This is a genomic window from Pseudomonas rhizoryzae (assembly GCF_005250615.1).
Taxonomy (GTDB): Bacteria; Pseudomonadota; Gammaproteobacteria; order Pseudomonadales; family Pseudomonadaceae; genus Chryseomonas; species Chryseomonas rhizoryzae.
Window position 1 is genome coordinate 25,456 of the sequence record NZ_SULM01000020.1, and the last position, 24,648, is coordinate 50,103.

General features: G+C 65.8%; 24 protein-coding genes, 1 pseudogene and 1 riboswitch. Of the genes and pseudogenes, 17 read left to right on the forward strand and 8 right to left on the reverse strand.

Going from position 1 to position 24,648, the window contains the following annotated elements:
- Nucleotides 1-59 precede the first annotated feature (59 nt).
- Both FAZ11_RS23215 and FAZ11_RS23220 read right to left on the reverse strand, forming a co-directional pair.
- The gene (locus FAZ11_RS23215) at nucleotides 60-707 is read right to left on the reverse strand and encodes a class I SAM-dependent methyltransferase (protein ID WP_058772838.1); all 648 of its coding nucleotides are present in this window, start codon (nucleotides 705-707) and stop codon (nucleotides 60-62) included.
- Complete coding sequence (locus FAZ11_RS23220) at nucleotides 704-1,168, reverse strand: YbaY family lipoprotein (protein ID WP_058772839.1); 465 nt, start codon at nucleotides 1,166-1,168, stop codon at nucleotides 704-706. Before FAZ11_RS23220 ends, FAZ11_RS23215 begins: the two co-directional genes overlap by 4 nt.
- A 192-nt stretch (nucleotides 1,169-1,360) precedes the next feature.
- Between FAZ11_RS23220 and nrdR the strand changes: the two genes are divergently transcribed.
- From nrdR to ribA, 10 genes are all read left to right on the forward strand, one after another.
- The gene (nrdR, locus tag FAZ11_RS23225) at nucleotides 1,361-1,831 is read left to right on the forward strand and encodes a transcriptional regulator NrdR (RefSeq protein ID WP_058760877.1); all 471 of its coding nucleotides are present in this window, start codon (nucleotides 1,361-1,363) and stop codon (nucleotides 1,829-1,831) included.
- Entirely contained in the window at nucleotides 1,828-2,952 is a 1,125-nt protein-coding gene (gene ribD / locus FAZ11_RS23230; RefSeq protein ID WP_058772840.1) for a bifunctional diaminohydroxyphosphoribosylaminopyrimidine deaminase/5-amino-6-(5-phosphoribosylamino)uracil reductase RibD, read from the forward strand. Before nrdR ends, ribD begins: the two co-directional genes overlap by 4 nt.
- 59 nt (nucleotides 2,953-3,011) lie before the next feature.
- Nucleotides 3,012-3,170: riboswitch (FMN riboswitch) on the forward strand.
- A gap of 142 nt (nucleotides 3,171-3,312) precedes the next feature.
- On the forward strand, nucleotides 3,313-3,975 hold the full coding sequence (locus tag FAZ11_RS23235) for a riboflavin synthase (RefSeq protein ID WP_058772841.1): 663 nt from the start codon (nucleotides 3,313-3,315) through the stop codon (nucleotides 3,973-3,975).
- Between the two features lie 10 nt (nucleotides 3,976-3,985).
- The gene (gene ribBA, locus FAZ11_RS23240; protein WP_058766831.1) at nucleotides 3,986-5,074 is read left to right on the forward strand and encodes a bifunctional 3,4-dihydroxy-2-butanone-4-phosphate synthase/GTP cyclohydrolase II; all 1,089 of its coding nucleotides are present in this window, start codon (nucleotides 3,986-3,988) and stop codon (nucleotides 5,072-5,074) included.
- A 109-nt stretch (nucleotides 5,075-5,183) separates the two neighbouring features.
- Nucleotides 5,184-5,660 carry a 6,7-dimethyl-8-ribityllumazine synthase gene (ribH, locus tag FAZ11_RS23245; RefSeq protein ID WP_007161209.1) on the forward strand — a complete coding sequence of 159 codons (477 nt, stop codon included), beginning with the start codon at nucleotides 5,184-5,186 and terminating at the stop codon, nucleotides 5,658-5,660.
- An 8-nt stretch (nucleotides 5,661-5,668) separates the two neighbouring features.
- Complete coding sequence (gene nusB / locus FAZ11_RS23250) at nucleotides 5,669-6,148, forward strand: transcription antitermination factor NusB (RefSeq protein ID WP_237141976.1); 480 nt, start codon at nucleotides 5,669-5,671, stop codon at nucleotides 6,146-6,148.
- Nucleotides 6,149-6,163: 15 nt separating this feature from the next.
- Nucleotides 6,164-7,120, forward strand: coding sequence for a thiamine-phosphate kinase (thiL, locus tag FAZ11_RS23255; RefSeq protein WP_058772843.1), 957 nt, complete (start codon nucleotides 6,164-6,166; stop codon nucleotides 7,118-7,120).
- Nucleotides 7,121-7,143: 23 nt separating this feature from the next.
- Nucleotides 7,144-7,653, forward strand: coding sequence for a phosphatidylglycerophosphatase A family protein (locus FAZ11_RS23260; RefSeq protein ID WP_058772844.1), 510 nt, complete (start codon nucleotides 7,144-7,146; stop codon nucleotides 7,651-7,653).
- Nucleotides 7,654-7,706: 53 nt separating this feature from the next.
- Complete coding sequence (locus FAZ11_RS23265) at nucleotides 7,707-8,312, forward strand: retropepsin-like aspartic protease family protein (protein WP_240043643.1); 606 nt, start codon at nucleotides 7,707-7,709, stop codon at nucleotides 8,310-8,312.
- A 284-nt stretch (nucleotides 8,313-8,596) separates the two neighbouring features.
- Nucleotides 8,597-9,217: a GTP cyclohydrolase II gene (gene ribA, locus FAZ11_RS23270; RefSeq protein WP_058760869.1), complete on the forward strand. Its 621-nt coding sequence runs from the start codon at nucleotides 8,597-8,599 to the stop codon at nucleotides 9,215-9,217.
- Here ribA and FAZ11_RS25650 read toward each other — a convergent pair.
- From FAZ11_RS25650 to FAZ11_RS23290, 4 genes and pseudogenes are all read right to left on the reverse strand, one after another.
- Nucleotides 9,218-9,730 (reverse strand): annotated as a pseudogene (locus FAZ11_RS25650) (methyl-accepting chemotaxis protein); the annotation flags it as partial. It abuts the gene before it with no gap.
- A gap of 1,762 nt (nucleotides 9,731-11,492) precedes the next feature.
- Nucleotides 11,493-13,442: a 1-deoxy-D-xylulose-5-phosphate synthase gene (gene dxs / locus FAZ11_RS23280; RefSeq protein ID WP_058772845.1), complete on the reverse strand. Its 1,950-nt coding sequence runs from the start codon at nucleotides 13,440-13,442 to the stop codon at nucleotides 11,493-11,495.
- Nucleotides 13,443-13,592: 150 nt separating this feature from the next.
- Nucleotides 13,593-14,471 carry a polyprenyl synthetase family protein gene (locus tag FAZ11_RS23285; RefSeq protein WP_058772846.1) on the reverse strand — a complete coding sequence of 293 codons (879 nt, stop codon included), beginning with the start codon at nucleotides 14,469-14,471 and terminating at the stop codon, nucleotides 13,593-13,595.
- The gene (locus FAZ11_RS23290; RefSeq protein WP_017639518.1) at nucleotides 14,468-14,710 is read right to left on the reverse strand and encodes an exodeoxyribonuclease VII small subunit; all 243 of its coding nucleotides are present in this window, start codon (nucleotides 14,708-14,710) and stop codon (nucleotides 14,468-14,470) included. The genes FAZ11_RS23285 and FAZ11_RS23290 overlap by 4 nt, the downstream gene beginning before the upstream one ends.
- 261 nt (nucleotides 14,711-14,971) lie before the next feature.
- Between FAZ11_RS23290 and FAZ11_RS23295 the strand changes: the two genes are divergently transcribed.
- The 3 genes from FAZ11_RS23295 to FAZ11_RS23305 all read left to right on the forward strand — a co-directional run bounded on the left by FAZ11_RS23295 (nucleotide 14,972) and on the right by FAZ11_RS23305 (nucleotide 18,526).
- Nucleotides 14,972-15,373 (forward strand): YybH family protein, encoded by a 402-nt coding sequence (locus FAZ11_RS23295; RefSeq protein ID WP_058772847.1) that lies wholly within the window; start codon nucleotides 14,972-14,974, stop codon nucleotides 15,371-15,373.
- Nucleotides 15,370-16,911: a threonine ammonia-lyase, biosynthetic gene (gene ilvA, locus FAZ11_RS23300; protein ID WP_058772848.1), complete on the forward strand. Its 1,542-nt coding sequence runs from the start codon at nucleotides 15,370-15,372 to the stop codon at nucleotides 16,909-16,911. The genes FAZ11_RS23295 and ilvA overlap by 4 nt, the downstream gene beginning before the upstream one ends.
- Before the next feature lie 220 nt (nucleotides 16,912-17,131).
- On the forward strand, nucleotides 17,132-18,526 hold the full coding sequence (locus FAZ11_RS23305; protein WP_058772849.1) for a purine-cytosine permease family protein: 1,395 nt from the start codon (nucleotides 17,132-17,134) through the stop codon (nucleotides 18,524-18,526).
- A gap of 41 nt (nucleotides 18,527-18,567) precedes the next feature.
- Here the strand turns inward: FAZ11_RS23305 and FAZ11_RS23310 are convergent, their stop codons facing one another.
- Nucleotides 18,568-19,629 carry an AsmA family protein gene (locus FAZ11_RS23310; protein WP_058772850.1) on the reverse strand — a complete coding sequence of 354 codons (1,062 nt, stop codon included), beginning with the start codon at nucleotides 19,627-19,629 and terminating at the stop codon, nucleotides 18,568-18,570.
- Nucleotides 19,630-19,763: 134 nt separating this feature from the next.
- Here FAZ11_RS23310 and FAZ11_RS23315 point away from each other — a divergent pair, with 134 nt between their 5' ends.
- From FAZ11_RS23315 to acuI, 3 genes are all read left to right on the forward strand, one after another.
- Nucleotides 19,764-20,666, forward strand: a complete 903-nt coding sequence (locus tag FAZ11_RS23315) for a sensor domain-containing diguanylate cyclase (RefSeq protein WP_081318515.1) — start codon at nucleotides 19,764-19,766, stop codon at nucleotides 20,664-20,666.
- Nucleotides 20,667-20,983: 317 nt separating this feature from the next.
- Nucleotides 20,984-21,616 carry an acrylate utilization transcriptional regulator AcuR gene (gene acuR, locus FAZ11_RS23320; protein WP_193557177.1) on the forward strand — a complete coding sequence of 211 codons (633 nt, stop codon included), beginning with the start codon at nucleotides 20,984-20,986 and terminating at the stop codon, nucleotides 21,614-21,616.
- Between the two features lie 46 nt (nucleotides 21,617-21,662).
- Nucleotides 21,663-22,646 (forward strand): acrylyl-CoA reductase (NADPH), encoded by a 984-nt coding sequence (gene acuI, locus FAZ11_RS23325; RefSeq protein ID WP_058760861.1) that lies wholly within the window; start codon nucleotides 21,663-21,665, stop codon nucleotides 22,644-22,646.
- A gap of 201 nt (nucleotides 22,647-22,847) precedes the next feature.
- Here the strand turns inward: acuI and csiR are convergent, their stop codons facing one another.
- The gene (gene csiR, locus FAZ11_RS23330; protein ID WP_058760860.1) at nucleotides 22,848-23,543 is read right to left on the reverse strand and encodes a DNA-binding transcriptional regulator CsiR; all 696 of its coding nucleotides are present in this window, start codon (nucleotides 23,541-23,543) and stop codon (nucleotides 22,848-22,850) included.
- Nucleotides 23,544-23,740: 197 nt separating this feature from the next.
- On the opposite strand from csiR, the gene glaH reads away from it, so the two are divergent.
- Nucleotides 23,741-24,648 (forward strand): glutarate dioxygenase GlaH (gene glaH / locus FAZ11_RS23335; RefSeq protein ID WP_137283170.1); only part of this gene is annotated, 908 nt, incomplete at its 3' end.

The window sequence follows — 24,648 nt, forward strand, 5'->3', positions numbered from 1 at the left end:
GGCAAACGAAAGATGCACTATAGGTGGGGGCGCCGGCCTTGGAAACAAGGTGACCCGGTTCAGCCCTGATAGAGCGCCACGCGGCGGAATTCGTCCGGCTCGGCGAGATCCGGCAGGGTGCAGGCCTGCAGTTCGGTGAGACGGGTGAAACCGGGGTGGTCGAGGTCGCGGACGCGCGAGTCGGCCAGCAGTACCCGCTCGGCACGCTGCTGCAAAAGCGCCAGCAAGGGGAGGTTGGCGCGGTCGTAGAGGACGTCGGCGGCGAGGATCAGCTCGAAGGGCTCGGTACTGGCGTTGAGGTCTTCTAGCGTCTCGACGTGCAGGTCGTTGGCGGCGGCATTGGCGCGGCAGGCCGCCAGGGCTAGGGGATCGAGGTCGCAGCAGACCACCCGCGCGGCACCTGCCTGCGCGGCGGCCAGACCGGCGATGCCCGAGCCGCTGCCGAAATCCAGTACCTGGCGTCCGGCGACTGCCTGGGGATGGGCCGCGATCCACTGGGCCAGGGCCAGGCCGCTGGCCCAGCAGAAGCACCAGTAGGGTGGCGCCTCTAGCAGTCGCTGGGTTTCCGAGGGGGAAAAGGCCCGGGTCATGTTGGTGGGGTCGATCAGCCATAGCGACAGGTCGCTGCTAGGCAGCGCCTGCAGCCTGAGGCGGGCGTCGCCGAGCAGTGCCGCCAGGGCAGCGGTAAGGCTGGCGGGCGGCGTCACGGGGTCTGGTTCAGCACCAGCTCGCCCAGGTTCTGGCTGGTCGGTCCGTCCAGGTTCACCGGCGGCAGGTAGCTGGCCAGTTGACCTGCCTGGATCAGGCGGGCGTGGAATTCCACCTTGAGGTCCGGGCGAGTGGGGAAGAGACCGGGATTGAAGGGCAGGCGAAAGGCCAGGGGCGCGCCCTTGCCGATCACCGTCTCGCTGGCCAGCAGCCGCTGTGGCAGGCCCTTGGCGTTGACTGCCAGCAGGGCGATCTCCACCTGGGCGCCAGCCGGGACCAGCCCTTGGCTATTGCGCAGCACGCCGGAGACTTCGCGCATATTGGCCGGCGTTGGCGCCTCGGCTACCGGGTTCGGAACCACGGCTGGGGCCGTCGGTTGTGCCGGCGGGGTGTCGGATGGGCTGGAGCAGGCCGCGAGCAGGGCGGTGAGCAGCAGCGGCAGGAGCAGGCGTGGGGGCATGGCAGGATTCCGTAGGTCGCGGCCGGCGCGGGCCGCACGGGAGGCTGGGGTGTCCGGGTGGGAGGCCAGCGGATATAGCGCGCTCTTATAGCCCAGCGGCCCCTGGCTGTCGATTCGTCCGGCACCCGGAGGTTCCCGCTCCGGGGTGATGGGTTACCATGACGGTTTTCCCTGCCAGCGATCGTCCTTCCCATGCATTGTCCCTTCTGCGGCGCCCACGACACCAAGGTCACGGATTCCCGGCTGGTTGCGGCCGGCGAGCAGGTGCGCCGGCGACGTGAATGTCTGGCCTGCCAGGAACGCTTCACCACCTTCGAGACCGCCGAGCTGGTGCTGCCGCGGCTGATCAAGCAGGACGGCACCCGTCAGCCCTTCGACGAGGACAAGTTGCGCGCCGGCATGCAGCGCGCCCTGGAGAAGCGACCGGTGAGCGTGGAGCGGCTGGAAGAGGCCATCGCCCTGATCAAGCACAAGTTGCGCGCCACCGGCGAGCGGGAGATCCGTTCGCGGGTGGTGGGCGAGTTGGTGATGGACGAGCTGCGCAAGCTGGATCAGGTGGCCTATATCCGTTTCGCCTCGGTCTATCGGCAATTCCAGGATCTGGCCGAATTCCGCGACGAGATCGAGCGGCTGGCCCAGGATCCGGGCAAGCAACCGGTATGAGCGGCCCGACTGCGGTAAACGACGAACAGTGGATGGCCCGCGCCCTGGCGCTGGCCGCGCTCGGCCGCTACAGCACGGCGCCCAATCCGCGGGTGGGTTGCGTCATCGTTCGTGATGGGCTGGTGGTGGGCGAGGGCTGGCATCGCCAGGCTGGCGGGCCCCATGCCGAGGTGCATGCCCTGCGCCAGGCGGGGGAGGCCGCGCGCGGCGCCACCGCCTATGTCACCCTGGAACCCTGCAGCCACCATGGCCGCACCCCGCCTTGTGCCGATGCCCTGGTAGCCGCCGGGGTGGCCGAAGTGGTGGCGGCCATGACCGATCCCAATCCGCTGGTGGCTGGGCGGGGCCTAGCGCGGCTTACCGCCGCCGGCATCGTCACCCGCGCCGGCGTGCTGGAACACGAGGCGCGAGCGCTCAATGCCGGCTTCATCCAGCGCATGCTGACCGGCCGACCCTTCGTGCGGGTCAAGCTGGCGCTGAGTCTGGATGGCCGTACCGCCATGGCCAATGGCGAAAGTCAGTGGATCACCGGACCGGCGGCGCGGCAGAGCGTGCAGCGGCTGCGCGCCGAAGCCGGGGTGGTGATCACCGGGGCCGACACCGTGCTGGCCGACGGTGCCCGGCTCACCGTGCGTCAAGCCGAGCTGGGCTTGAGCGGTGAGGCGTTGGAACTGGCCACCTTGCGTACGCCGCAGCGGCTGCTGGTGGACGGCCGTGGCCGGGTGCCGCTGCACGCGCCTTTTTTCCAGGCCGGCGCCGCGCGGGTCGCAGGCATAGCCGCAGACGACCCCGGCTATGCCGCGGCGGGTCACGACTACCTGGCACTGGCTGGGGCCAACTGTCAGGTCGATCTGGCGGCCTTGCTCAGCCGGCTGGGCAGCGAGCAGGTCAACGATGTCCTGGTTGAGGCCGGTCCGCGCCTCGCCGGTGCCTTCGCCCAGGCCGGACTGGTCGACGAATATCACCTGTTCCTGGCGCCCAAGTTTCTTGGTTCCAGCGCCCGGCCGTTATTGGACTGGTCGCTGGAGCACCTGGCCCAGGCACCGCAGCTGGAGATCCTCAGTGCCACGCCCGTAGGCGCGGATCTGCACCTCATCGCGCGGCCAGTACGCGACGCCTGAGGCCCCTGGCCTCCCGGCCGTGAACTGTGTTACAAAACCTGCGCTGCTCCTTGCGGGTGGCAAGTTCTCAGGGCGGGGTGCAATTCCCCACCGGCGGTAATGCCCGATCAGTCGGGACGAGCCCGCGAGCGCTCCTTCGTCCTCCGTGGCGGAGGAGGTCAGCAGACCCGGTTGGATTCCGGGGCCGACGGTCATAGTCCGGATGAGAGAGAACGGGATAGCCTCGCCTGGCTCGGGTGCAAGCCCCTGTCCGTCTGATTTTCCCTTCTGTCCGTACGCCCTGTTTTTTCACCGAAACAGGAGTTCGTCGATGTCTAGCTGCACTGCCTTTTCGGCTCCGCCTCCAGGAGGCCTGAGCTGATGTTCACCGGAATCATCGAAGCCCTCGGCGAGATCCGCGCCCTCACGCCCAAGGGTGGCGACGTGCGTCTCTACGTCGCCACCGGCAAGCTGGACCTTGTCGACGTCAAGCTCGGCGACAGCATCGCCGTCAATGGGGTCTGCCTCACCGCCGTGGAGCTGCCCGGCGACGGCTTCTGGGCCGACGTCAGTCGCGAAACCCTGAGCCTCACCAGCCTGGGCGCCCTCAAGCCCGGCAGCAAGGTCAACCTGGAAAAGGCGCTGATGCCCACCAGCCGGCTCGGTGGCCATCTGGTCAGCGGCCACGTGGATGGTTTGGGCGAAGTGGTCTCGCGCGCCGATAACGCCCGCGCCGTGCAGTTCCGCCTGCGCGCGCCGGCCGAGCTGGCCCGCTACATCGCCCTCAAGGGATCGATCACCGTGGATGGCGTCAGCCTGACGGTGAACGCGGTGGATGGCGCCGAATTCGAGCTGACCATCGTGCCCCATACCCTGAGCGAGACCATCATGGCCGACTACCGCCCCGGACGCCGGGTAAACCTGGAGGTGGACCTGCTGGCCCGCTACCTGGAGCGCCTGCTGCTGGGCGACAAGGCCGCCGAATCCGCCAAGGGCGGCGTCACCGAACATTTCCTCGCCGAACACGGCTATCTGCAGCGCTAAGGACAACACCGTGGCACTTTCCAGCATCGAAGACATCATCCAGGACATCCGCGCGGGCAAGATGGTCATCCTCATGGACGACGAGGACCGCGAGAACGAAGGCGACATCATCATCGCCTCCGAATGCGTCACCGCCGAGCACATCAACTTCATGGCCCGCCATGCCCGTGGCCTGATCTGCATGCCCATGAGCAAGGCGCTCTGCGAGCGTCTCAACCTGCCGATGATGGCCAGCCGCAACGCCTCCGGCTTCGGCACCAAGTTCACCGTTTCCATCGAGGCCGCCGAGGGCATCAGCACCGGCATCTCCGCCGCCGACCGCGCCCGTACCGTGCAGGCCGCCATCGCCAAGGACGCCAAGCCCGGCGACGTGGTCAGCCCCGGCCACATGTTCCCGCTGATGGCCCAGCCCGGTGGCGTGCTGGCCCGCGCCGGTCATACCGAGGCCGCCTGCGACCTGGCGCGCATGGCCGGCTTCGCCGAGAGCGGGGTGATCTGCGAGGTGATGAACGACGACGGCACCATGGCCCGTCGCGACGAACTCGAAGCCTTCGCCGAGCAGCACGGCCTCAAGGTTGGCACCATTGCCGACCTGATCCATTACCGCCTGCTCCATGAGCACACCGTCAAGCGTATCGACGAGCAGCCGCTGGAAACCGAACTCGGCTCCTTCAAGCTGGTGACCTATCGCGACGAGGTGGAAGGCGACGTCCACCTGGCGCTGATCCGTGGCGACCTGGCCAGCCAGGAGCTGCCGCTGGTACGGGTGCACAACATGGATCCGCTGCGCGACCTGCTGCAGGTGCACCAGCCGGGCCGCTGGAGTCTGCGCAGCGCCATGGAGCGCGTCGCCCGCGAAGGCGCCGGCGTGGTGCTGCTGCTTGGCCATTCGCTGGAAGGCGACGACCTGCTGGCGCACCTGCGCGAGCCGCTGCCGGCACCCAAGGCGCTGTCCACCTACAGCACCGTCGGTGCCGGTTCGCAGATCCTGCGCGACCTGGGCATTCGTCAGATGCGCCTGCTCAGCTCGCCGATGAAGTTCAACGCCATATCCGGCTTCGACCTGGAAGTAGTAGACTATCTGCCTCCTGAAGAATGACCCTTCCGCCTGGCGCGCCTGCCCAGGTGGTGTGGCGCGCTTCACCTGGATTTCCACGGACGGCCTGGCGATTGCCGGCCGTCCGGCTCTTTGACAACTGGACCCGCACATGAACATCAAGACCTTTGAAGGCACCTTCATCGCTCCCCAAGGCCGCTTCGCCCTGGTGGTCGGCCGCTTCAACAGCTTCGTCGTCGAGAGCCTGCTGCAGGGCGCCATCGACGCCCTGGTGCGTCACGGCATCAAGCCGGACGACCTGACCATCATCCGCGTCCCCGGCGCCTTCGAGATCCCGCTGGCCGTGCAGAAGATCGCCCAGCGCGACGAATTCGACGCCATCATCGCCCTCGGCGCGGTGATCCGTGGCGGTACCCCCCACTTCGAATACGTGGCCGGCGAGTGCACCAAGGGCCTGGCCCAGGTCTCCATGGAATTCGGCGTCCCGGTGTCCTTCGGCGTCCTGACCGTCGATTCCATCGAGCAGGCCATCGAGCGCTCCGGCACCAAGGCCGGCAACAAAGGCGCCGAAGCCGCGCTGTCCGCCCTGGAAATGGTCAGCCTGCTGGCGCAGTTGGAGGCCAAGTGAGCGGCGATCTGAACCAGCCCGCGGCCGGCAAGCCCGCGGGCAAGAAAGCCCCCACCGGCAAACTGGCGGCGCGTCGCGAAGCGCGCAGCCTGCTGGTCCAGGCCCTGTACCAGTGGCACATGGCGGGCCAGGCGATCAACGAGATCGAGGCGCAGTTTCGCGTCGATAATGATTTCGCCAAGGTCGACGGCGCCTACTTCCATGAAATCATCCATGGCGTACCGGCCAACAAGAGCGAGATCGACGGTCTGATCCTGCCCTGCCTGGATCGCGCCATGGACGAGGTCGACCCGGTCGAGCTGGCCGTGCTGCGGCTGTCCTGCTACGAGTTGCTCAAGCGCATCGACGTGCCCTATCGCGTGGTGATCAACGAGGGCATCGAGCTGGCGAAGATCTTCGGCGCCACCGACGGCCACAAGTTCGTCAATGGCGTGCTGGACAAGCTGGCGCCCACACTGCGTAGCGCCGAGTTGCGCGGCAAGCGCTGAGTCGCCTGCGCCGGCATGGGTGAATTCGAACTCATCCGCCGTTATTTCGCCGCGGCGCCCTGCGCCCGTGGCGGTCCCGGCGTGGCCCTGGGCATTGGTGACGACTGCGCCCTGCTGGCGCTCGCGCCCGGCGAACAACTGGCGGTCTCCACCGATACCCTGACCGCCGGGGTGCACTTTCCCGATCCCTGCCCGAATGCCTTCGGCCTCGGCCAGCGCGCCCTGGCGGTGAGCGCCAGCGACCTGGCCGCCATGGGCGCCGCCCCCCTGGGCTTCACCCTGGCGCTGACCCTGCCGAGCGTCGAGCCGGCTTGGCTGGAAGACCTGGCCAGGGGACTCGGCGCCATGGCCGAGCGGTGCGACCTGCGCCTAGTGGGCGGTGATACCACCCGCGGGCCGCTCTCTCTTACCCTCACGGTCTTTGGCCGGGTGCCGGTCGGTCAGGCCCTGCTGCGCAGCGGCGCCCGGCCGGGTGATCTGCTGTGCCTGGGTGGTGCGCCTGGCGAGGCGGGCGGGGCCTTGCCCTTCGTGCTGGGCCAGCGTGCTCCGACCGGATCTTCCAGTGAGCATCTGCTGGCGCGCTACTGGGCGCCACAGCCGCAATTCGGTCTCGGACTCTGGTTGCGTGGCCGGGCGACGGCGGCCCAGGATGTCTCCGATGGCCTGGTGGCCGACTGTGGCCACATCGCCACGGCGTCCGGGGTCCGGCTGGTGCTGGAGACGGCGCGCCTGCCGATCAGCTCCGCGCTGGCCGAACTCTTTCCCGCCGACGAGGTGCTGCGTCTGGCGTTGGGCGCTGGTGACGACTATCTACTGGTGTTCACCCTACCGCCGGAGCAGGCGCCGGCCCTGGCCGCCGCCTGGCCCGAGGCGCAGGTGATCGGTCGGGTCGAGGCAGGCTCGGGTGTGCAGGTCCGCGATGCCCAAGGCCAGCTCCTAACGGCGGTGCAGGCCGGTTTCCAACATTTCTAGCGCCCTGGCGCGGAGTCCTTTCCTTGAGCGAACAGCAAGCCCCCGCCCAGCCGGCCCCCCCTTCGGTCTGGCGCGATCCCTGGCACTTCCTGGCCTTCGGCCTGGGCTCCGGCACCCTGCCCAAGGCGCCCGGCACCTGGGGTTCGCTGATCGCCTTACCCTTCGTGCCGCTGTGGCAACTGCTCACTGGCTGGAGCTATCCGCTGCTGCTGGTGATCCTGACGCTGTTCGGCTGCTGGCTGTGCGGCAAGGTCGCCCGGGAGCTAGGCGTGCATGACCACGAAGGCATCGTCTGGGACGAGATGGTCGGCATCTGGATCACCTTCTGGCTGGTGCCACCGGGGTTGATCTGGCTGCTGGTGGGTTTCGTCGCCTTCCGCGTGCTAGACATCTGCAAGCCCTGGCCAATCCGCTGGCTGGATGTCAATGTCCGCGGCGGCGTCGGCATCATGGTCGACGATGTGCTGGCCGGCGTGATCGCCTGGCTGGTGGTTCAGGGATTACATCTCGGTTGGGGTCATCTCGTCGGCTGACGAGACACAGGCCCAAGGAGCAGGGCTTGAAAAGATTGGGGGCGTGCGGCCTCATGCTGGCCGTCGGCACCCTTGCCTGGGCGCAGCCCCAGGTCAGGGTGGTGGGCTTGTTCAATGGGGCGGCGGTGGTCAACGTCAACGGCCAGCGCAAGCTGCTCAAGGTCGGGCAACGGCTGGATGACGTCGAGGTGGTCAGCGCGGACGCCCAGCAAGCGGTACTGCGCATCGACGGTCGGACCCAGACCTTCACCCTCGACCGCGAATACAGCGACGGCTACAGCACCCCGCAGCGCCGGGAATTCAGCATCCCCCGCAGCAACAACGGCCATTACCAGGTCACCGCCTCGATCAATGGTCGACCGGTCGCGCTGCTGGTGGACACCGGCGCCACCAGCGTCGCCCTGAGCGGCGCCCAGGCCGATCAACTGGGGATCAGATACCGCGACGGCACCCCGGGCTGGGTGGAGACCGCCAGTGGCCATGCCCGCGCCTGGCGCACCACCCTCACCCAGGTCCGCCTGGGCGACGTCGAGGTGGTGGGCGTGGAGGCCATGGTGCTGGAGGGCAACTATCCGAGCCAGGGCCTGCTGGGCATGAGCTTCCTCAACCGGGTCGGTTGGCGCGAGGCTCAGGGTGTCCTCTACGTCCAGGCGCGCTGAGAGCCTGTTCATAATCTGCTGCGCGTCGGCCAAACCGCGTTGAAAATGGCCTGGGTCGCCAGCCCGGTCAGAATGCTCATTTACCACTCGTAAACTCGTTCGCGAGCCCGGTCCGCTTCCTCAGCCCTTTTCGTGGGGCCGCCTAGGCCTTGTTTGGCTCTAGCTCGCGAGATTTTAAACAGGCTCTAATAGATCGCGACGTGTCATCGTCATAACCCCTGGCGATGACGCCGGGGGCGGGGAAAAGGTTACAATGTACGTCTTTCCCCGCCAGGAGCCCGCAGGTGTCCGTCGTCTTTGTCGCCGCCTCCCAACTGCCCACCCCCTTCGGCCTGTTCACCATGCACGGTTTCCTCGACGAGACCGATGGCAAGGAACACGTCGCCCTGACCTTCGGTGACGTGGCCGATGGCGAACCGGTCCTAGGACGGCTGCATTCCGAGTGTCTGACCGGCGACGCCCTGTTCAGCCTGAGATGCGACTGTGGCTTCCAGCTGGAAGCGGCGCTGCGTGCCATCGCCGAAGCCGGGCGTGGCGTGTTGCTGTATCTGCGTCAGGAAGGGCGCGGCATCGGCCTGCTCAACAAGATCCGCGCCTATGAACTGCAGGATGCCGGTGCCGATACCGTGGAAGCCAACGAGCGCCTGGGTTTCGGTGCCGACCAGCGCACCTACGCCCTGTGCAAGCCGATGCTCGACCACCTCGGCGTGACCGCGCTGCGGCTGATGACCAACAATCCGCGCAAGGTCAAGGCGCTCGAGGCCCTGGGCATCCCGGTGGCCGAGCGGGTGCCGCTGCAGGAAGGTCTCAATCCACATAACCGCCGCTATCTACTGACCAAGGCCGGCAAGCTCGGCCACATGCTCGGCAATCTGCATCAGAACGAAGAGACCGCCGAGTCCTGATCAACCGGCCGTGCGCGCCGGCTCCAGGCGCTGTGCGGCCTCTTGCAGTTCCAGTACCTGCTGATCCACGTTGCGGCTGGCGCCGAGGGTGGCCTGGGCCAGCTCGGCGCTACGCCTGGCCTGGTCCAGACTGGCCTCGGTGCGGACCTGCAACTGGTTGCCACTGGCGTCCAGTGCTGCCAGGGTGTGGCTGATGTGGGTCAGGTGCTCCTGCAGGGCACCGACATCGCGGTCGATGGCGCCGAGCGCTTGCTGGGCCTGGTCCGAGCGACTGCGCGAGGTCTGGGCGTCTTCCTTGCAGCGTTGCATGGCGGCCACCGCTTGCTCCGACAGCGCGCGGATCTGGTCGAGAATGCTGGCGATCTCTCGGGTCGAGTCCGCTGAGTGATTGGCCAGGCGCCGCACCTCGTCGGCCACCACGGCGAAACCACGTCCCTGATCGCCAGCGCGAGCCGCTTCGATGGCGGCGTTGAGCGCCAGCAGGTTGGTCTGCTCGGCGATGCCGCGAATGGTATCGGTGACATGGCGTACCGCGTGGGTCTGCTCGTTCAGCGCGCCTATGGTGCCGGCGGAGGCGCCTATGGTGCCATCGAGGGTCTCCAGATCCCGCGCGACCTGGCTCACCAGCAGGTTGCCGTGGTCGCTGCCACTGCGGGCGCGAACCGACAGGCCACTGCTGTCGCGCACATGGATGGCCATCTCCTGGCTGCCCTGGAGCATCGCCTGCATGGCCTGGGCGTTGGCCTCGGCCGCCTGGCGCTGTTGTTCGGCTTCCTGGCTGGCGTGCTGGGCGCCGCGCTGGAGGCCTTCGGCATCCGTGCTCAGGGCGCGGGTGACCTGCTTGACGGTCTGCAGCGAGGTATCGAGGCGATCGACGAAGCTGTTGATCCAGACGGCCAACTCACCGGTCTCGTCGGCGCGAAAGCCCTGGCGATCCAGCCGCTGGTCGAGACTGGCGCCGCACTCGGCGATGTCGAGAAAGAAATCGCCCAGGCGTTGCAGACGTCGGGTGCAGGGTCCGACCACCAGGCCGGCGTACAGGGCCAATGCCAGGGCGGCGCTGCCCAGGCCGAAGGCCTCTTGCCAGGCCGGTTGCCAGAGGCTCAGGGCCGCCTGCAGACCCCAGGCACCACCGGCCAGCAGCAAGGCGCCGAGCAGCAGGTGCTGAGTCAGGCTGCCGCCGCGATAGGCTTCTTCCAGATCCGCTTCGCAGAGCAGCCCCCAGGTATCCGGCGAGCCGGGTAACTGCAGGGTGAGGCCGGCACCGATCACCGGGATGTGGCGGTAGTCGGAATAGCCCGGATAGGCGACGAACAGATTGCGCCCCTTGCGAATGGTCTCGCGCACCCCGGGGTGCAGTTCCTTGGTCGCCGGCGCGGTGAATTTCAGCTCGAATTCGGTGTGCTCGCGTACCCGTACCGTACCGAAGGGGGTAGCGACGCCCTGCTTGAGGTTGTCGCCGGCGGTGAAGGTGGTGTCCTCGAAGCGTGAGCGCGACAGCGCGGTGCCGGGCGCTATGCTGGGATCGGCGACCGCCTTGACCATGAACAGGTAGTTGTCGCCGGAATCCGGAAAGACATGCCCGGCCTCGCGCTGGATGAGATCGCTGAGGACGTCGTTGGGCAGGCGCAGGCAGAGGCAACCCAGCGGCTTGCCGGCCTGGCGCAGCGGCTGGTGGAACATCAGGGTGACGGCGTCGTGGAAGGCCGAGGTGGTCGGGCCCAGGGCGAGGGTGACCGGATCGCGATAGGGGCCTTGCAGGAAGGGGGCTTGCAGACCACGGGTCAGGGCGGCGGCCTCGTGGCGGCTACCCTGGCGCTGGCGCGCCGTGGACGCGAGGATCAGGCCCTGGGTATCTACCACGAAAAGCTCTGAGGCATCGGCGAGATGGAGCAGCGCTTCGTCCAGGCTGCGCGGGTCCAGCTGGGGCCAGCCGATTTCCAGCACCCTGGCGATGCGTTCCAGCTGCTGCCAGTGCCGCTGGGTCCAGGTCAATAACAGGTCACGACGGGTACTGGCCAGACCTGCGAAGGTCTTTTCCAGGCGCGCCTGGCGGCCGCCGTTGCGCAAGCAGGCCCAACTGCGGGCCACTTTGCCATTGCGACCCAGCCAGGGCAGCCAGCGGCGCTCTCGACCGCTCAGATCCATATCGCTCATCACACCTATCCTTGCTGCCAAGATGATTCAGGTCATCGGCCAGCATGGGTCGGGCTTTAATCCCGTGCTAGAGCGGTTTGACGAGGCGTCGGCACCGCCGGATCAGCGGTGCGCCAGGTCAGCCGGAGGCGCCACCGGCCAGGCGCGGCGAGGCTGCGGCTTGGGCGGCTTCCAGGGTCGCCAGGCGTCCGCGCACCGCGCGTTCGATCCCGGCCACATCCAGGCCGCACTCGGCGAGCATCTCGGTGGGCTTGGCGTGTTCGATGTAGCTGTCCGGCAGACCCAGGTTGAGCACCGGCAGGACCAGGGCGTTAGCCTGCAGGAATTCGTTGACCGCACTGCCGGCGCCGCCCATGACGCTGTTCTCCTCGACGGTGACCAGCAGGTCGTGATCGGCGGCGAACTGGCGGATCAGCGTCTCGTCCAGGGGTTTGACGAATCTCATGTCGGCGACGCTGGCGTCCAGGCGCTCGGCGACCTGTAGGGCTTCGGCCAATTGCACGCCGAAGACCAGGAAGCCGACCTTGGTGCCGCTCTTCAGGCCGCTGCGGCGGCGTACCACGCCCTGGCCGATGGGCAGGGGCTCCAGGCCCGCATCGAGAGCGGCATTGGGGCCGTTGCCACGCGGGTAGCGCACCGCGGCCGGACCCCGGTGGCGATAGCCGGTGGTCAGCAGGCGGCGCAGCTCGTTCTCGTCGCTGGGCGCCATGATCACCATGCCGGGGATGCAGCGCAGATAAGCCAGATCGAAGCTGCCGGCGTGGGTCGGGCCGTCTTCACCCACCAGACCGGCGCGATCGATGGCGAAGAGCACGTCGAGGTTCTGCACCGCCACGTCATGGATCAACTGGTCGTAGGCACGCTGCAGGAAGGTGGAATAGATGGCCACCACCGGTTTCATGCCGTCGCAGGCTAGGCCCGCGGCCAGGGTCACCGCGTGCTGCTCGGCGATGGCCACGTCGAAGTAGCGCTCGGGATAGCGCTCGGCGAAGCGGATCAGGTCGGAGCCTTCCTTCATCGCCGGGGTGATGCCCACCAACTTGGGATCGGCAGCGGCCATGTCGCACAGCCAGTCGCCGAAGATGTTGGAGTACTTGGGTGCACCGGGGCGCTTTGGCTTGGCGTCCAACGGTTCCAGCTTGGTGATGGCGTGGTAGCCGATGGGGTCGGCTTCGGCGATGGACAGGCCCTTGCCCTTGCGAGTGATCACATGGAGGAATTGCGGACCCTTGGCGTCGCGCAGGTTGCTCAGGGTGGTGACCAGGGTTGGCAGGTCGTGGCCGTCGATGGGGCCAATGTAGTTCCAGCCCAGTTCCTCGAAGAGGGTGCCGGGTACCAGCATGCCCTTGGCGGCTTCTTCGGTGCGGCGGGCGATTTCCCAGGCACCGGGCAGCTTGGAGAGCGCCTTCTTGCCGTTCTCGCGCAGGTGCTGGTAGGTGCGGCTGGAAAGCAGCCGCGCCAGGTAGTTGGACAGGCCACCGACATTGCGCGAGATGGACATGTCGTTGTCGTTGAGCACCACCAGCATGTTGGCGCCGGTGTCCGAGGCGTGATTGAGCGCCTCGAAGGCCATGCCGGCGGTCAGGGCGCCGTCGCCGATCACCGCGACCGACTTGCGCTCGATGCCCTGCAACTGGGCGGCGATGGCCATGCCCAGGGCGGCGCCGATGGAGGTGCTGGAGTGGCCGACGCCAAAGGTGTCGTACTCGCTCTCGCTGCGCCGCGGGAAGGCGGCCAGGCCGTCCTTCTGGCGCAGGCTGGCCATGCCCTCGCGGCGCCCGGTGAGGATCTTGTGCGGATAGGCCTGGTGGCCGACGTCCCATACCAGTCGGTCTTCCGGGGTGTTGAAGACGTAGTGCAGGGCCACGGTCAGCTCGATGACGCCCAGGCCGGCGCCGAAATGACCGCCGGTCTGGCCTACGGTCCACAGGAGAAAGGCGCGCAGTTCGTCGGCGACGGCTTCCAGCTCGGCGTCACCGAGCTGGCGCAGCTGGACCGGCGAGTCGATGCGGTCGAGCAGGGGCGTCGCGGGACGCTGGCGGGGAATCTCGTGAAACGTCTTGGGCATCTGGCTGATCACTTTGCGCAGAGAATTCGGCAGTTTACCCGATGCCCGCGTGGCATCCCAACAGCGGGCAGGGCGTCTTGTCATGCCCCTGTGACAACGGACTAGGCGGCAAATGCGGCCCGGGTCACGAGTTTTTCCGCGTGCTGTCGTTCAACTGCGCCGCTCGACGATGTAGCGGGCCAAGGCCCGCAGGGGCGCCGCGCGCTCGCCGAGGTGGTGGATGGCGGCCAGGGCCATGTCGCGTAGCTCCAGCGCATAGGCCTTGGCGGGCTCAAGGCCGAGTAGCGCCGGGTAGGTGGGTTTGTCGCGGGCGAGGTCGGCGCCCTGGCGCTTGCCCAGGGTAGCGGTATCGCTCTCGATGTCGAGCACGTCGTCCCACACCTGGAAGGCCAGGCCGATGGCCTGGGCGTAGCGGGCCAGGGCGTCCTGATCGGCCAGGCTGGCAGCTTCGCTGGCAAGGGCGCCGAGCTGCACGCTGGCGGCGATCAGGGCGCCGGTCTTGTGCAGGTGCATGGTTTCCAGCGCCGGCTGGTCGATGCGGCGGCCGACCGATTCCAGATCGATGGCCTGGCCGCCGACCATGCCCGCCGGACCGCTGGCACGGGCCAGCACCGCGACCATCTCCAGCCGCACCGCGGCGTCCTGGGGCGCCGCCAGCAGGGTCTCGAAGGCCAGCGTCTGCAGGCCATCACCGGCGAGGATGGCGCAGGCTTCATCGTAGGCCTTGTGGGTGGTGGGGCGGCCGCGGCGCAGGTCGTCGTCGTCCATGGCTGGCAGGTCGTCATGGACCAGGGAATAGGCGTGGATCAGCTCCACCGCGCAGGCGGCCTGATCGGCACGGGCCGGATCGCCGCCCAGGGCTTCGCAGGCGGCGTAGACCAGCAATGGGCGTACCCGCTTGCCGCCGCCCATGACGCTGTAGGCCATGGCCGCATAGAGCCGGGCGAGTTCGGCGCGCGGGGCGGTGAAGAGCGGGGCGAGGGCGGTGTCGACGCGGGTCTGGCAGCGTTGCTGGTAGGCCTCGATCATGCGTCGTCCCCGGCCGGGGCGAAGGGCGCGGCGCTGAGTTCGCCATCCTTTTCCAGCAGGATCTGTACCTTCTGCTCGGCCTGGGCCAGGGCGCCCTGGCATTCGCGGGTCAGGCGGATGCCCTGTTCGAAGGCGCCGAGGGAGTCCTCCAGGGACAGCTCGCCGCTTTCCAGGCGTTCCACCAGGGTCTGCAATTCGGCCAGGGATTGTTCGAAGTCGGGAGCTTTCTTGCGGGCCATAGTGATTCTCGGCAGACGCGATCGGGTCGCGGGAAGGTAGCAACAGGTCAGCCATTGTGCCACAGCCATCGGCACCGCTTGACGCCGTGCCCGGCCAGGCCCTAGGGTAGCGGTCATGAAAACGCGCAGCCCCCAACGCCCCAGCATTATTACCGCCATTACCTGATGGCGGGACCGCGTTAGCTGCGCACCCAAACCCGCCCAAGAGGCGGGTTTGTACTTTCTGACTCCTGGGCCCGATGCGAAGACCAGGAGAGCTCCATGTCTACCGTTGCGCTGTGTGCCCGAATCCAGAGAGCAGATGCCCTCATCAATAGTCGCGATTTCGCGGCGCTGGCCGACTTCTATACCGAGGATGCCCTATTGGTGCTCAAGCCAGGGCTCCAAGTGAGTGGCCGTATGGCTATCATCGGTGCCTTCGAGCGCATCGCCGCGCATTTCGGCGATGACTTGCAGGTGCGGCAATCCTCTTTTCAGGTTCTGGCCACGGGTGACACGGCATTAGTCCTCGCGCGTTTGGCGCTGGGATCGGAAGACCAGCCCGTGGCGCGGCGTCAGGCTACCTATGTCTTTCGACGGGAAGCTGATGACCAATGGCGTTGTGCGGTAGATAACTCCTATGGGACTGGGCTGTTGGACGCCCAGCTGGAGGTCGCGCCATGACCTCTCAGGAACCCGCCACCGATCTCTTGCAGCGCTATGCCCGCAAGATCCTCGAAGCTCCTGTCTACGACGTAGCCATCGAAACGCCCCTGCAACCGGCGCGGGCGCTGTCCGAGCGACTGGGCTGCCAGGTGCTGCTCAAGCGCGAAGACCTGCAGCCGGTGTTCTCCTTCAAGATCCGTGGCGCCTACACCAAGCTGGCCAGCCTTTCGACCGAGGAAAAGGCTCGCGGGGTGATCGCCGCCAGCGCCGGCAACCATGCCCAGGGCCTGGCCCTGGCTGCCCGTGAGCTGGGTGTGCGGGCGATCATCGTGATGCCGCGGACCACGCCCGAGCTCAAGGTCATCGGCGTGCAATCGCGTGGCGGCGAGGTGGTGCTGCACGGCGACGCCTTTCCCGAGGCCCTGGCCGAGGCGCTGCGCCTGGCCGACGAGCAGGGCTACACCTTCGTCCCGCCCTACGACGACCCGGACGTCATCGCCGGCCAGGGCACCGTGGCCATGGAGATCCTGCGCCAGCACCCCGGTCGTCTGGACGCCATCTTCGTCCCGGTCGGTGGTGGCGGTCTGATCGCCGGTATCGCGGCCTACGTGAAATACCTGCGCCCGGAGATCAAGGTCATCGGCGTCGAGCCGGACGATTCCAATTGCCTGCAACAGGCCATGGCCGCGGATGAGCGGGTGGTGCTGCCGCGGGTAGGGCTATTCGCCGATGGCGTGGCCGTGGCCCAGATCGGCCATCACACCTTCGAGATCTGCCGGCGCTATGTCGACGAGGTGATCACCGTCAGCAGCGACGAGATCTGCGCGGCGATCAAGGACATCTACGACGACACCCGCTCCATCACCGAACCGGCCGGTGCCCTGGGCGTGGCCGGGATCAAGAAATATGCGGAGCGTGTGGGCTCCAGCGGCCAGGTGCTGGTGGCCATCGATTCGGGTGCCAACGTCAACTTTGACCGGCTGCGCCACGTGGCCGAGCGCGCCGAATTGGGCGAGCAGCGCGAAGCCATCATCGCCGTGACCATCCCCGAGCGACCCGGTAGCTTCCGCGCCTTCTGCGAAGCCCTGGGCCGGCGGCAGATCACCGAGTTCAACTACCGCTATCACACCGGTGAGAAGGCCCACATCTTCGTCGGCGTCCAGACCCATCCCCAGCGCGATCCGCGCGAGGCTTTGCTGCAGGGGCTGCGCGACCAGGGTTTCCCGGTGCTGGACCTGACCGACAACGAACTGGCCAAGCTGCACATCCGCCACACCGTGGGTGGCCATGCAGCGCGGGTGGATCAGGAGCAGGTGTTCCGCTTCGAATTCCCCGAGCGGCCCGGAGCGCTGTTCGACTTTCTCGAACGGCTGGGCGGGCGTTGGAACATCAGCATGTTCCATTACCGCAATCACGGCGCGGCGGATGGCCGGGTGTTCGCGGCGCTGGAGGCCAATGACGCCGAGCGCGAAGAGCTGCTGGCGACGCTGGATGCCATCGGCTATCGCTATTGGGACGAGACGGAGAATCCGGCGTATCGGTTGTTCATCGCCTGACGAGGTCGAGTCGGTCTGGCTAACCGTGCTCGGCGGCGGTAGGAAGTTTCCACTCACGCTCGAGCCGCTTTCGTCGCTAATCCCCCTGCGGACGCTGACCTGGGCGAGCCGCTCTAGCTAAAGGTGCTGCGGCCGTCGCTACCAGGTATGGAGCCTTCGCGACTGGGGCGGAGTGCAGTCGACACTTGTAGGAGGATCGCGCAAAAAACAGGATGTAGTCGTGAAACTGGAAAAACGCAGTATCGAGTTCGTGCCCCACGCCGAGCGTTATGGCACCCCCAAGCGCCTGTTCACCATCTGGTTCAGCTCCAACTTTCAAATCACGGCGCTGATGGTGGGAACCTTGGGTATCTCCGCGGGCCTGGGCTTTGGCTGGACCCTGTTGGGCCTGCTGGTCGGCAATCTGATCGGCACCATTTTCATGGCGGCGCACTCGGCTCAGGGGCCGCATCTGGGCGTGCCGCAAATGATCCAGAGTCGGGCGCAGTTCGGCGTCTGTGGCGCGGCGCTGCCGCTGCTGGTCATGGTGGTTGCGGCAGTGCTGTTCCTGGCCGCCAGCGGCGTGCTCATGCGTGACGCGCTCAAGGCGCTGATACCCATGAGCGACGATCACGCCATCATCCTGGTGGGGGTGCTGACCTTCGTCATAGGCTTCGTCGGCTATGAACTGATTCACCGACTCGGGGCCTGGATGAGTCTGTTGTCCACCCTGGTGTTCTCGGCTGCCTTGCTGCTGATCCTGCTGCGGCACCACGAGTTGGCGGGCGCCGTCAGCGCCAGTGCCGGGTTTTCCTGGCTGGCTTTCAATCTGGTCGTGGCTCAGTCGGCGTCCTGGACCCTGGGGTATGGCCCCTATGTCGCCGACTACTCACGCTACCTTCCCGCCACCGTCAGTACCCGCAACACCTTCCTGATGACCTACTGCGGCTGTGCCCTGGGCTCTTTCGCGATGATGGCGCTGGGCGCGCTGCTGGCGGTACAGATCCCCTCGGCGCTCGGGCAGGACCCCGCCACCGTGATCGCCGGGCTGTTCGGTCCCTGGGCGCCGTTGATCCTGGGCGTGATCGTACTGGGCGTCATTCAATACAACGTGCTCTGTCTGTACAGCGCCTATATGTCGTCCGTGACGATCTTCGGTGCCTTTGGCGCGCTCCATCAGGTGACGCCCTGGGCCAAGGCCGGCGTGATGGCGGTATTGACCCTCGCGGCGACCCTGATCGCCATCGTGACGCAGTATCGCTTCGACGTGTTCTTCGCGGACATCCTGATCGGCCAGTTGTATCTGCTGATTCCCTGGAGTGCGATCAATCTGGTCGACTATTACTTCATCTGCCACGGCCACTACGAGGTGAACGAGCTGTATGACGCCAAGGGCCGCTACGGTCGCTTCAACCGGCGCACTCTTAGCGTCTATGCCGTGTCGATCATCGGCACCGTGCCCTTCATGAAGCTGTCCTTCTACACCGGTTTCGTCGCCAACTGGTTGAACGCCGACATCAGCTGGATGGTGGGATTGGCGCTGGCGGGCCTGCTGTATTACCTGGTCAACAGTCCCGCCCCTAGCCCCGCAGCCACCGTCGGCCACTCGACAGCGAGTGATCGGCGGTCGTCTTGATTCAGTACCTGAAGTAGCGGGCGTGCCGGGCACGCTCCGCCTCAATCCGCGTCATAGCGCGCACTGAAGGCCCGCACGAAGGCATTGCGCAGGATATTGAAGAACGCCTGCAGCGGGCTGATGCTCTGATTCTTCACGCTGCCGGAGAGATCCACCCGGGTGGCGAATTGGTCGCGCCGCTGGTTCTTGAGCAGCGTCTGGGCGGTGCCGACCACCGCCTCCCAGGCGCTTTCCAGGGCGTTCTTGTTGCGGCTCTCGACGTCCTGCCGCCAGTCGAAGATGTCGACGTTCTGCATCAGCGGCTTCACGTAGCCACTGAGTTGTCCGTCCACCGCCTTGGCTTCCACCACCACGTCACCGGTGCCGGCGCGGAAATCGAATTTGCCGTAGGCGCGGGCGAAGTCATTGAGCTTGGGCAGATCGATGTCGGTCACTCGCAGGCGGAAATCGAAGTCGGTGAAGTTCTTGAAAGGATCGAAGTGGGCGCTGGCCTCCAGCGGCGCGCTGCCGAGGATGGCGGCCTTGCCCTCGAAGTGGGCGATGCGTTCGCCCTGGGCATCGGCGGCGTTGGTCAGGTTGTAGAGGCTGGCGTTGACGGCGGTGGCCGCCAGATTCACCGGGGGCGTGGAGGTGAAGTTGCGGAAGGTCACTCGACCGTCCACCACCCGCACCTCGTCGAGGGTGATGGAGATGAGCTTGTCCACCTGGGCTTGCCAGTCGGTGCCCTCACCGGTCTGCGACTGCTCCTTGCGCGCACCGCCGTCGACGAAGTTGAGTTCGGGGTGCTCGAAGCGGATGCGACCGACGATGGCGTGATCCCGCCACAGCGAACGCCAACTCACCGCGATATCGATGCCCGGCGCCTTGAGGAAGGGCACCGGCACCTTGCCGTTGACCTTGACGATCTCCAGTCCCTCTAGGCGATAGGCGCCGCGCCACCAGGCCAGGTCCACATCGGCGATCTGGCCACGATAGTCGCCCATGTCCGCTAGTTTCTCGTTGAGGTAGTGGCGGATCAGCAGGGGCGCGGCCAGGTGCAGGCAGAGCAGCGCGACCAACAAGCCGAGCAACAGATAGGCAGGGAGGCGCAGTCGCTGAGACATGACAGGCGGACCGTGGGCATTTCCTTTCTCGACCGCGGGAAGTCGAGCGAGGTTCGTCGGCGCCTGGCCTTACGTTGGGCCGCGTTTCGCCGCATAGTAGCGGGGTATGCGGCTTTTATGACGTCAATCAGTTCATGGCCATCGATCTGCAGGCGCTCTATCCCAAGCTCATCCAGCTGATGCCCGATGCGCTCTTCGTCGTCGATCCGACCGATCACATCGTGTTCGTGAGCGATGCCTGCGAGGCTCTGCTGGGCTATCGTCCCGACGAAATGATAGGGACATTGATCACCCACTACATGCATCCCGACGATCTGGCGGCCACGCGGGCGTCCATCGAGCGGGTCATGAATGGCCAGCCGCATCGAGATTTCCGCAACAGATACGTGCACAAGGATGGCCACGCCGTGTACATCCTCTGGTCGGCCTTCTGGTCCGCCGAAGTGGGCGCGCGTATCGGCGTGGCGCGTGACGTGACGGCGCTGGCCGAGGCCGAAGCGCAATTGCGGTTCCTCGCCCATCACGATCCCCTGACGCGGGTGAGCAATCGGGCCCTGTTCAATGAGCGGCTGGACGCGGCGTTGCGCAACGCCCGGCGGTATCAGCACCCGTTCGCGCTGGTCTTCTTGGACGTGAACGACTTCAAGGGGATCAACGACCGCCATGGGCACGCGGCGGGTGATCGGGTGCTCTGCGAGATCGCGCGGCGGCTGCGGGGGAGCCTTCGCGAGACGGATACGGTGGCGCGCCTGGGCGGCGACGAATTCGTCTTGCTGCTGACCGGGCTCCAGTCGCCGGATGACCTGGACCCCAAACTCGCCCAGTTGCGGGCGCTGCTGGCCCAGCCGTTGGAGGGGGCGGAGTGGTCGTTCGCCATGCCGTCCTGCAGCTTCGGCGTGGCCTGCTATCCCCGCGATGGCCTGAACGCCGCGGCCTTGCTCAAGCATGCCGATGGGGCGATGTATCACATGAAGCACGCGCCTGGCGTGCAACGCGATCCACCGGAAGCGGCGTGCCATGAGAGGCTGCCCGGTTAGATCGTGGAGGGGCTGTCCGCCACCGCCGTGTCCTCACTCAACACCTCGGCAGCCAAGCTAAGCGTGGTTGCCGCCGCCCTCAGCTGGGCAGGTACTCCGCACTCCAGCTCTCGCTGATCGCGCCTGTTTTCAGCAAGCGGCCGATCTGTTCGGCGGGGCAGGCGTTTTTTTATGGCTAGCTCGATGGAGTGGCGGTTGGCACCAGCCGGAGTCAAACGGCGCTTCCGCCCTGGTCACTCTTGGGTGCCGCGCCACTGTTGCACGGCGTCTGACGGAAAGCTTTGACTTTCGAGACGGTCGGTCTAAATACTGGGGCCATGACCGTCCTCAGCTCACCCCCTCGCCGTGGCCGCCCTCCCAAGGTGGCGCGCACTCATCCCGATACCCGCGAAGCCTTGCTTCGCGTCGGCATGGCGATCTTCACCGAACAGGGCTTTGCGGCGACGGGTATCGACGCCGTGCTCAAGCAGGTCCAGGTTCCCAAAGGCTCGTTCTATCACTACTTCGCGAGCAAGGAAGCCTTTGGTCAGGAGGTCCTGCAGGGCTACGCCACCTATTTCGCCAAGAAGCTCGATCTGTGGTTTCTGGCGAGTGACGTCCCTCCGCTCGAGCGGCTGTGGAATTTCGTCCAGGACGCCAAGGCGGGCATGACGAAGCATGGCTTCCGCCGCGGTTGTCTGGTGGGCAACCTCGGTCAGGAGATCCTGGTGCTCCCGGAGAGTTTTCGCACCCAACTGGAGGCCATCCTGCTGGATTGGCAGGCGCGCCTGACGCTGTGCCTGAGGGCGGCCGTGCAGGACGGGACGCTACCTGCGGACACCGACTGTGACACCCAGGCGGCCTTTTTCTGGATCGGCTGGGAGGGGGCGGTGCTCCGCGCGCGACTGGCGCAAAACGTCGCGCCGCTGGACATCTTCACCGCCGGCTACCTGGCCGGAATCACACGATGATTTCTTTTGGTTCATTTTTAGACGATCGGTCTAAATAGGAGGCTCCATGTTCAAAGCCCTGCTCATCGAGAAGCACGACGAGGCGCCTCGCGTCGGCATCACCGAACTGGCCGAAACGCAGTTGCCGGAAGGCGACGTGACGGTTCGCGTCCTCTACAGCACCCTCAACTACAAGGATGCACTGGCCATCACGGGGCGCGGCCCGGTCGTTCGTCAGTTCCCCATGGTCCCCGGGATCGATTTCGCCGGCGTGGTCGAGGCGAGCTCGCATCCCCAGTACCAACCCGGCGACCGGGTCTTGCTCAATGGCTGGGGCGTGGGCGAGAACCACTGGGGTGGCCTGGCGGAGCAGGCGAGGGTGAAGGGCGAATGGCTGATTCCCCTCCCGCCTGCGCTGTCGGAGTTCCAGGCAATGGCCGTGGGGACGGCCGGCTACACCGCGATGCTGTGCTTGATGGCCTTGGAGCGTCACGGACTCACCCCGCAAAGCGGCAAGGTGCTGGTCACCGGGGCCACGGGCGGGGTGGGGAGCTTCGCCATTTCCCTGCTGGCCCGCCGCGGTTACTCGGTGATCGCCGTCACCGGCAAGCAACAGGAAGAGGAATACCTCAAGCGCCTGGGCGCCGAGTCCGTGATGGATCGGGCAGAACTCAGCGCGCCGGGTCGACCGCTCGGCAAGGAGCGCTGGGCGGCGGCCATCGATTCCGTCGGTAGCCATACCCTGGCCAACGTCTGCGCGGGAACCGCCGCCGAGGGTGCGGTCGCCGCCTGTGGCCTGGCGCAGGGAATGGACCTGCCCATGACGGTCGCGCCCTTCATCTTGCGCGGAGTGAGCCTGCTCGGCGTCAACAGCGTGACCCAACCCTATGAGCGGCGGGTGGAAGCCTGGCGGCGACTGGGTGAAGAACTCGACAGCGACCTGTTGCTCGCGATCAGTCGAGAGATCTCCCTGCAGGACGCCGTGTCCGTCTCTGAGGATCTGTTGAACGGGAAGGTCCGTGGACGAGTGGTGGTCAACGTTAATGGTTAAGCGAGTAAGGGGTTTCCAGGAGCGAGTGGTTTTTTGCCGAGGTCAGTCGCTGGGATGAATCGTGGCAATACGTTGACGAGGCACCGGCCGTCTTGAGAGGCGCGAGCCGGATGGTGCTTACGAGGGGCGCCTTCTGGCTTTGGCGATCAGCAATCTTGGTCGGGCGCCACGCTTGCCAGCTCAACATCCCGAGCAAGCTTATTAGCGCTCATTGAGCCCTTGTTCCTTTAATAGCTCGCCAATAATGGGGACGGGAGTCATAAGGTGCTGACGCATCATCTCGCTCGCGCGTACGGCGTCGCGGGCGAGGATAACCTCGACCAGAGCGCTGTGTTCCTGGCGCTTCAAAGCCAACGCCTCATCGGAAAACACCGTCTGCGTCAGCCAGAGATGGCGATAACGCTCGGCCTGGTCGAACAGATAGCTACGTGCTTGTAGCAACTGTTTGGACCCGCAGCCTGTGGCAATCGCCGTATGGAAAGCCTTGTGCCGTTCGTCCCACAGGTTGAGTCGCTGCTCGGGCGTTTTCACATCGACCACTTTGGCAAGTGTATGGGCACTGGCTAGCACGGCCGCTTCCCAGGCGTCGTCACCACGGGCGATAGCCAGTGTAACGATCATCGCCTCCAGGTGAGCTCGGGCGTCGTAGATGTCGTTCAGCTCAGCTACCGACATGGAGGCGACGCGATAGCCCTTCTGGCTAATCGCCACCACCAGTCGCTCGGCAACCAGCTGCGACAAAGCTTCCCGTAACGGTCCGACGCCGAGCTCGTAGCGCTCCTTGAGCGTACTCATCAGCAGCTTTTCACCTGGCTTGAAGAGGCCTCGAATGATGTCTTGCTTCAACCAAGCGTAGCCACTGAGGGAAGAGTTCTGTCGAGGGTTGAGCGCTTCCAAATGTCTGCTCCTGAAGGTCCATCGACGGATGATAGCAAAGCCTCATGTTCATCCTTAATGATCGATGGAAATAGTAAATTTATACAAAAACAAAAAATGTAGACATTTTTTCATTGTGGCGATAATTTGGCCTTGCCGACGGGAAAAGGGCCCTGACCCAACGGCATCCCCCTTCTCTTTGCTATCAGGACAAGACCATGAACGCCTTCACTCCGATCGAAGACCTTGTGATGCCGATGCCACTGGAAACCCGCGGCTACACCCTCGCCGCCTCGGCACAGTCGCCCCGGCTGCTGGAGTTGACCTTCGCCAAGGAAACCGTGACTGCCTTCGTAGAGGCAGTCGCGCAGTGGCCAGTACAGGCCCTGGAATACAAGTCCTTCCTACGCTTTCGCGTAGGCGAGATCCTGGATGACCTCTGCGCCGGTACCCTGCGTCCAGTACTGCTGAATACGCTGCTCAGTCGGTACAGCGGCGGCATGCTGATCAAGCCGCTGGGCCTGGATGACGTCGCCCAAGCAGATGACATGGTCAAGTTCGCGACCGCCTGCGCCCATCTGGTAGGCCGCTCCAACTACGACGCCATGAGCGGCCAGTTCTATGCCCGCTTCGCCGTGGTGAACACAGACAATTCCGACAGCTACCTGCGGCAACCGCACCGGGTGATGGAGCTGCACAACGACGGCACCTTCGTCGATCAGATCACTGACTATGTGCTGATGATGAAAATCGATGAGCGCAACATGGAGGGTGGCAACTCGCTGCTGCTGCACCTGGATGATTGGGAGCAGTGCGAGGAATTCTTTCAGCATCCCATGGCGCGTCGCGTCATGCGCTGGACCGCCCCGCCGAGCAAGAAGGTGACCGAAGATGTCTTTCACTCGGTATTCGACACCGATGCAGAGGGTCGGCCTACCCTGCGCTACATCGATCAGTTCGTCCAACCGGCCAATTTCGAGGAAGGCATCTGGCTGAATGCGCTGTCGGAATCCCTGGAAGGTAGCGAGCGCAAGCTGTCCATACCAGTACCGGTCGGCAGCCTGCTGCTGATCAACAATCTCTTCTGGCTGCACGGTCGGGATCGCTTTACCCCGCACGAGGGCCT